5 protein-coding genes are annotated in these 8,125 nt (G+C 57.6%); 4 read left to right on the top strand and 1 reads right to left on the bottom strand.

Annotated elements, in window-relative coordinates; all coding sequences use genetic code 11:
- The 4 genes from AABZ39_18980 to feoB form a co-directional block, all read left to right on the top strand.
- Window positions 1-3,095 (top strand): carbohydrate-binding protein (locus AABZ39_18980; protein ID MEK6796865.1); only part of this gene is annotated, 3,095 nt, incomplete at its 5' end.
- 77 nt (window positions 3,096-3,172) lie between these two features.
- A complete protein-coding gene (locus AABZ39_18975) occupies window positions 3,173-3,541 on the top strand; it encodes a metal-dependent transcriptional regulator (protein MEK6796864.1) in 369 nt (122 codons plus the stop codon).
- A complete protein-coding gene (locus tag AABZ39_18970) occupies window positions 3,538-3,840 on the top strand; it encodes a FeoA family protein (protein ID MEK6796863.1) in 303 nt (100 codons plus the stop codon). Before AABZ39_18975 ends, AABZ39_18970 begins: the two co-directional genes overlap by 4 nt.
- Complete coding sequence (feoB, locus tag AABZ39_18965; protein MEK6796862.1) at window positions 3,837-5,897, top strand: ferrous iron transport protein B; 2,061 nt, start codon at window positions 3,837-3,839, stop codon at window positions 5,895-5,897. Before AABZ39_18970 ends, feoB begins: the two co-directional genes overlap by 4 nt.
- Here the strand turns inward: feoB and AABZ39_18960 are convergent.
- The gene (locus AABZ39_18960; protein ID MEK6796861.1) at window positions 5,857-8,112 is read right to left on the bottom strand and encodes a methyl-accepting chemotaxis protein; all 2,256 of its coding nucleotides are present in this window, start codon (window positions 8,110-8,112) and stop codon (window positions 5,857-5,859) included. The genes feoB and AABZ39_18960 overlap by 41 nt on opposite strands.
- Between the last annotated feature and the right edge of the window lie 13 nt (window positions 8,113-8,125).

The following is an 8,125-nucleotide window of genomic DNA, read 5'->3' as shown; positions in this document are numbered from 1 at the left end:
TCAAAGGGATACGCATAAAGGCCGCATCGATGAATCTTCAAGATTCCGCATACTGCGTCATTGACGGCTGCCAATTCGCCTATATCTCCCATTTTCTTCGGCAGTACAGCGTCGGGCAGATCGAGAACGGGCGCGACACGATACGCTCCGGCGAGACAGGTATTTTCATCGGGGGCCACGACAATTCATTCCTGAACACAAGCGTACGATTCAGCGCCGGCGCCGGTTTTCACATCCGCGGGTATCATCATACCATTCACAATTGCCTCATCGACGAGGTTTCGTACACGGCGCATTATCTCAATGCGATAACCGATGCAGTGTCGGATTTCGCCGACTACGAGAACATGCTCATCGGCGGGCATGTGATCACCTACAACACGATGCGTAACGCCGGGCGTCATTTTTTCAATATCAACGGCAACGGTACGAGCACGGCCTCGCGCACCCGCGGCCCCATGGATTATATGGCCACGCTTTTCGCGCATAATCATCTCTATAACGGCATGCTGCAGACAAAGGATGCGGGGTTCATCACCGGCTATTTTACGAGCGGCGGCACGCTCAACGGCCTGCGATCGCAGGTGATACACAATGTCATGCACGACTGTTACGACACCTTCGGCATGCGCATCAATGTGCTCGGCATCGTCTATCTCGATCAGGGCAGCTGCAATATCGACCTTCATCACAATCTGCTCTGGGCCGCGCCGGGGTCGCATCAGCGCGGATTATGGTACAACACCGCATGCGTCGATATCAGCGAGCATGACAATCCCTTCTATAGTAATTTCACCCGGACATCCTCCGAACTGAACGCGGGCGATTTCCCGGGAGCCAAACCGTTCCGTTTCGGCCATGATCATACCGAACCGCCGATGCTCCCCCCCTGGCCGCCGGTCACGCGCGTGCTCGGCGATATACGAACGGCCGCACATTCATCCGGCATATCCGAGAATGACGGGCGGTTAACGGGGCTAACCGACGGCGCGTGGTTCTCCATCGACGGGGTGAACGGGGATTCGCTGCGATCGATCGTGATGCGACTTGCAGGCGATGTGAAGGAGATGAACACCGACAAAAGCATGCGTGCATCGCCGCGTCATCAGAAAGCGACCGATCCGCTCGTGCTTGAGACGGCGAGAAGCGGCGGCGCCCCTCATTACAATGAGGCGCACAGGGATATCAAGACGCAATGGACATTTGTGTACAGCGTAAAAAGCGGGTCATGGCTTAAATACGAGCGCGTGCCGCTCGGCGAAGGATACCGCCGTTTCCGCGTAGTATACGGCAAGGACAGGGAAACACCAGGAAGGCTGCGTCTGCATCTCGATGCGACGAACGGGCCGCTCGTGTGTGAGGTGAAGCTCGCAAAGACCGATGTGCATCGCGGCAACTTCGTGCAGATTTACAGCGAAGCGCTCGGTGATGTGTCCGAGGCTGCAGCCGGCGTTCATGACGTGTACGTAGTGTTCGAAGCCGAAGACGGAAAGGTCGTCGGGGATTTCGAATATTTCCGTTTCGAGCAGTACCGGGGCAGCATCGCCCTTGCAAAGAACGAAGTAAAGATCGAGGTACGGACCGGGAGTAAGGACGGCGAAAAGATCGGGGATATCTATCCGCGGTATACCGGGGGCAATGGACAGTTCCGCGACTTCGTCGCCCCCCTCGCCCGTGTGCAGGGCAGACAAACGCTCTATTTCGTCGTCCGCTCCGCGATAACCGCTTCGGCTGCCGTCATCGATCGCGTATCGTTCGAAACGGCGCTCATGCCGCAGACGATAGCCGGCATCGGCATCCCCCCTCGCATGGAAGGCGGGAAAATGATCTTCCCTGAGCCGACGCATACGCCGCAGTCGAAACCGAATGAGAAATACGCAAAGGCATCTTCATCTGCGGGCGCTCCGCGAATGATCATCGGGGCGAGAGAGGGGCGATCCCCGGTCATCGATGGAAGGATAGACGAATGGTTTTCCGATACCAGGGGAATGCTTTCCATGCAAGAAAGCTACGACCGTTCGCCCGCTTCCGCGCCGTCAAGTACTGCGTGGGTGCGATTCGACGACGAAGCGCTGTATATTGCAGCAAAGCATCCGGTAAAGAACGTCTCGCAGCTTGCCGCGGGGCACGCCTGGGGGAAGAACGATGGCATGGAGGTCGCGTTCCAGGACGCGTTCAGTGCCAAGCCGGGACCCGTCATTACGCTCTACGGCTTCCCTGATGGGACTTTCGAAAGCAGCGAAAATGCCGGCGCACCGGCGGACGTCGTTGAAAGAATGCAGAAGGCGGTGGTGTTCATGCCGCACACCGGAAGCGACTCCTGGAGCTGTGAATGGCGCATACCATTTTCAGCGTGCGGCTTTTCGCCGAAAACCGCACCGCACATCCTTTTCAATCTCGGCGTCCGAAAGACCGATCCCGCAGACTGGGTGATACTGCGCGGTACCGGCGGCGCGACATTCAAGGTCGAGAACGGCACGGAATTATATTTCGCTTCCGCGCGAACGCTTGCCGCCGCGCTGCCGAAGCCTGATGTATGGCTCGACGCGGACGACGGATCGACGATAATCGCTGACGAGGCGGGAAAGGTCTCGGCATGGAACGATAAAAGCGGGAATGCCCGTCATGCGGTGCAGAAAAACCCGTCCTATCGCCCGCTGTTCGAAACGAACGGCTGCAACGGCTTACCCGCACTCCGATTCAGCGAAGAGGCGACGACGCGGCTTGAGCTTCCCGACCTTTCGGACCAGAAGATCACCGCCACGATATTCGCGGTCGTGAGCAATCCGGAGAAGGGTCTTGCGGTGAACCGGCAGGCGCGCATTTTCACCGCGAGCGACGGCAAGGGGTATGACTATCAGGTGGGGCTTGCGCTGCATATTCCGGAAATGACAACAGGCGGGCCGCGTATCATATCGGCGGCGTTCAGTGATCGGTGGGCAAAAATGGTGAGGATCGGCTGCTTTTCACCGAATTTTCAAACCTTTTTCAAGGGTTCGATCGCCGAGATACTGGTCTATCGCCGTGCATTAGCACTGGACGAAGCGAACAAGGTCCGCGCATACCTTTCGCTGAAATGGGGCCTTCACCAGTAAGGACGATATGATGATCATTCCCTGGGGGCTTGACTTCATCCCGCGCCGTGAGTATATTGTTAGCCGTGACTAACAATATGAGCCTGTCCCAGAGCACCGAGGATTATCTCGAAGCCGTCTATCTCCTCGAGAACGAGGGTACACCCACGGTGACCGCGCTTTCAGAGCGCCTTAAGGTCAAGAAGCCTTCCGTGGTACATGCGCTCAATACGCTCTCCGCGCGCCGATACATCGATAAAGAACATTATGGGCGCGTTACGCTTACCGCCTCCGGGCGCCGTGCCGCGAAAGCGATATTCGACCGCCATGTCCTTATCAAGAATTTCCTCACCTCCGTGCTCGGCATTTCCGAAGCGAACGCGGACAAGGATGCCTGCGCCATGGAGCACGTGCTCACACCGGAAGCACTGAAGAAAATCGCGGCGTACACCAAGGGACAGCAATGAGACTGAGCGATATACCATCCGGCAAGGCGTTCGTGATACAGGAGGTCGTCGTCGAACAGCCGGATATACGCAAGCGCCTCATCGATATGGGGTTCGTCCGCGGTGCCGAGGGCACTATCACGCGCACCGCCCCGCTCGGCGACCCCATCGAAATGCACATCATGGGCTATGATCTCTCGCTGCGCCGGATAGAAGCGGACGGCATCCTTGTTGCTCCAGAGCTCCGCCGTCGCGGCAAAGATCGTCGCCGCAACCGCGTGCGCAGCCGCCGCCGCTCCGATAGTACGGGGAAAGCATGAAGCGGAAGAAAAAGCATATCACGATAGCGCTTGCCGGGAACCCCAACGCCGGGAAGACGACGATATTCAATGCGTTGACCGGTTCGCGCGAGCATGTGGGCAATTACGCCGGCGTCACCGTTGAAAAGAAAGAAGGCATCATTAAGCGCAACGACATAACGATACGCATTTTCGATCTGCCCGGCACCTACAGTCTTACCGCCTATTCGCTCGACGAGGTCGTTGCGCGCGACTCCATCATCGATGAAAAGCCCGATGTGATCATCGATGTGATCGATTCGACCAATCTTGAACGCAATCTCTATCTCTGTCTGCAGTTCCAGGAGATGAGCGTGCCGATCGTGGGAGCGCTCAATATGAGCGATGAAGCGGAGATGCAGGGCATCATCATCGATGAGGAACACCTTTCGCGCGTGCTCGGCATCCCCATGGTGAAGACCGTCGGCAGCCGCGAAAAGAACATTGATGCGCTCCTCGACTTGGCGATACGTACGGCCCGCGGACCGAAGGCGGAACGCGAGGTCGATTACGGTCGCGAGGTGGAGCAGGAGCTCAGGAAATTATCGGATGCTATCAAAAGCGATGCATCGTTCTCCTCGCGATACGATGCGCGATGGACGGCGATAAAGCTCCTGGAAAAGGATACGAATGTCCTTAAGAAAATTTCCGGTCATGGACAGCCGGAGCGGGTGGAGGCGCAGGTACAGAAGGGCATACGCTGGCTCGAGAAGCATTTCAACGAGTCCGCCGATGTCATCATCGCCGAGCAGCGGTATGCCTACATACGCGGTGCGGTACGCGAATCGGTACGGTCAGCCAGGCGCATACCGGGGGCATCGTTCACCGACCGCATCGACCGCGTGCTCCTTAACCGCATCGCGGGACTCCCGATATTCCTGCTTATCGTGTGGGGCATGTTCCAATTGACGTTCACACTCGGTGAATTCCCCATGCACCTTATCGAATCGTTTTTTTCCTGGCTCGCTTCGTTCGCCGTCGCGGTACTTCCGGATACCATGTTCCGATCGCTCCTCGTCGACGGCGTCATCGGCGGTGTCGGCGGCATATTGACATTCCTCCCGAACATCCTCCTCCTCTTCCTCTGCATATCCTTCCTCGAGGACACGGGTTATATGGCGCGCGCGGCATTCCTCATGGACAGGGTCATGCACCGCGTCGGGCTCCACGGGCAGTCGTTCATACCGCTCCTCACCGGATTCGGCTGCTCCGTACCGGCGATACTCGCGGCGCGTACTCTGCGCAACGAAAAGGACCGCATCACGACGATACTCATCATACCGCTCATGAGCTGCGGGGCAAAGCTCCCTGTGTACACGCTCCTCATCGGGGCGTTCTTCGCGCCCTCGGTGAGCGGCAATGTGCTCTTCTCCATCTATCTCATCGGGGTGCTCCTCGCCGTCATCATGGCGATACTCTTCCGCGGCATATTGTTCCGCGGCGAATCGAGCCCCTTCGTTATGGAATTACCGCCCTATCGCCTGCCGACGGTACGCGCGGTGCTTACCCACATCGGTGAACGCGCCTGGATCTATATACGCAAGGCCGGCACCCTGATACTTGCCGCTTCGGTGCTCATCTGGTTCCTCACGAGCTTTCCGAAGCCGGACGCATCGGCCAAAGGCCCGCCGGTAAGCGCGGTGGAAGCGAGCTTCGCCGGACGCATCGGGAAATTCATAGAGCCGGCGATACATCCGCTCGGGTTCGACTGGAAGACAGGGATAGCGCTCATTACCGGTTTCGTCGCGAAAGAGACCATCGTATCGACGATGGGCACTATCTATAAGGTCGAAGGTGATGAAACAGCATCGCTCCGGAAAGCATTGGCCGCGGATAAGCATTTCAACCCGCTCATCGCGTTCTGTCTCATGATCTTCGTCCTCATCTACGTGCCGTGCCTGACCACGCTTGCCGTCGTCAAACAGGAATTGGGTTCATACAAATGGGTGGCGTTCTTCATCGCCTATACGACCATGCTCGCCTGGGTCGTCACATTCCTTATCTATGCTGCGGGGCGCTTCCTTGGCCTTGGCGCGTAGGCGTTGTATCGACCATCTTCCGTAAATTCCCTATCGCTGCGACCGTCGCCTCGGACGTCGATGCAAAATATCCATGTTCGATCGCTTCATGCGCCTTTTCCCGTTCGCCTGAGGCAAGCAGATCGATGATGTGCCCCACCGATCCATGGAACGCCGCATGATGTTCCTTCAGTACGACGAATTCAGGGAGTGTGCCGAACCGCTGTTCCCCCTCACCGTGTATCCATTTCCCCAGATCACAGCGATCATCCACCGAGACGACCGATCTGTCGGGAAGTGCTGCACCGCCCAAGGCGGCAATAAGCTTTGTCTTCCACAGGCGGTGAACGGCAATGGCGCGGTCGAGGAAATTTTCGCTTGACAGGAGAAGCTGCTCGTTACTCACGCGATAGGTCTTCACTTCGTCCTCGAGCGCACGGATGGACTCGGATGTCGTCATCGAGAGCGAGAGCACATCCTCTGTTGCCTTCGAGATCTCCTCTGCCCCGCGGCCCATCTCGACAACGCTGCCTTTTATTTCCGTGGACAATGCCTTGAGATCGCGCACGGACGCAGCCGTTTCGCCCGAGAATCCGTCGAAGGCATCGAAATCGGCCTTCATCGCGGCAAGTGCCGATGCTATTTCTTCATACATGGACTTGATGGACGCGGTCGACTGCGATATGGAAGATATCGCGGACATCATCTCGCGCGAACCGGCCGTCTGCTCTTCGGTGGCGTTCTTTACCTGCGCGACGACGGACAATATCTTCTTCGATTCCTCCGCGACGACGGTGAAATTCGATTCCGTCGCAGTAAGGTCGTCCGCCGTGGTCTTGATGTTCTTCTCGATATCCTTGAGCGAATGCATGGCGTCATCCGCCTGACGATTGGCGATGTCCGAGAGCTTTCGTATCTCCTCGGCGACCACCGCGAAACCCTTGCCGTGCGCCCCCGCATGCGCCGCTTCGATGGCGGCGTTCATGGCAAGGAGATTCGTCTGCGATGCGACGTTCGATATGATGCCGACGAAGTCATTGATGATGCCCACCGCGCGCAGCACGCCCTCCATGTTCTCGCCGGTCCTTCCCAGGAGCTCGCGGCTTTCCGCTGAGACGCGCGTAAGCTCAGCCGCCGTCACGTTCGCCTTGTCGGCCACCGTGGTGACGCTCGCTATCGTCGCCGTCATCTCTTCCACCGAGGAGGCCATCTCCTGAATGCTCGCGGCATTCGTCTGTATCATCTGTGTAAGCTCATCCATCTTCTTATTTATCTTCTTGATGTTCCGGGAGATATTGAACGCGTTCTCCTTGAGCGTGATATTCCCGACCTCGGTACGCTCGACGAGCGCGAACTGTGTTTCGACATTATGCTCCACCGACTTGATGCTCGCCGCCATCTCAGCGACAGCCGCGGCGCTCTGCGTCATACTGGTCGACAACCGCTGCGACTGCTCTTTCGTAACGCCGATATTGCCCCGGACGCGGATGAGCAGATCGCGTATCTTGTCGGCAAAACGGTTGAAGCTTGACGCCAGCATGGCGAACTCGCCGCGCATACGGACATCGATGCGGCGCGTAAGATCGGCATCCCCGGAGGCGATGTCGCCGAGCATGCGGTTGACGGTGATGAGCGGACGCAGTGTTATCGACGTAAGCGCGAACAGGCCCGCCGACAGCACTATGCCGACGATCACTGCGAGCATTATCTGCCAGAAAAGGTATTGGCGCACGGCACGCTCCTGCTCTTTGAGCGGGAGCGCATACACAACGGTCCACCCCCACGGTTCATAGGTGGCGTACACGGAGAATTTCTTCACTTTGTCGTGAGTATATTCCAGCCAGCCCTTCTTTCGCGCGATCATGGTTTTCATGTACGGCTCATTCGCAAATTCGGTGCTGCCGCGTTTGTACACCGGATGGAACACGATACCCCCCGCGGCATCGATGATGCACACGTACTGCGGGACGCTATCCTTAAGGGCACCGTAGAGCGCATGCACCCTGTCAAGCGTATGCTCCTGCGCCTCCGCCTCGCTTTTATACGTGCCTTCGAAATAGAGGTCATCCTCCGCCTGGGCAACGCGAATGAGGTGATCGACATCCTTGGCGAACGATGTCACGCTCATCTCGTCCATGGCGGCATGGAATTGCCTGAAGCCTATGAACGTGTTGACACCGGTGGCGATGACTATCATCGCGATGCCGATGAGGACGAACCGCAGGCGCATGCTCATGGTCTTCTCCTCG

The organism is Spirochaetota bacterium (genome assembly GCA_038043445.1).
Taxonomy (GTDB): domain Bacteria; phylum Spirochaetota; class Brachyspiria; order Brachyspirales; family JACRPF01; genus JBBTBY01.
This window is presented reverse-complemented; position numbering and strand designations above follow the sequence as displayed.

What these genes read in the sequence shown, in the direction of transcription:
- AABZ39_18960 (MEK6796861.1), bottom strand. Translation starts at nt 8,112, where the DNA reads ATGAGCATGCGCCTGCGGTTCGTCCTCATCGGCATCGCGATGATAGTC.
- AABZ39_18975 (MEK6796864.1), top strand. Translation starts at nt 3,173, where the DNA reads ATGAGCCTGTCCCAGAGCACCGAGGATTATCTCGAAGCCGTCTATCTC.
- AABZ39_18970 (MEK6796863.1), top strand. Translation starts at nt 3,538, where the DNA reads ATGAGACTGAGCGATATACCATCCGGCAAGGCGTTCGTGATACAGGAG.
- feoB (MEK6796862.1), top strand. Translation starts at nt 3,837, where the DNA reads ATGAAGCGGAAGAAAAAGCATATCACGATAGCGCTTGCCGGGAACCCC.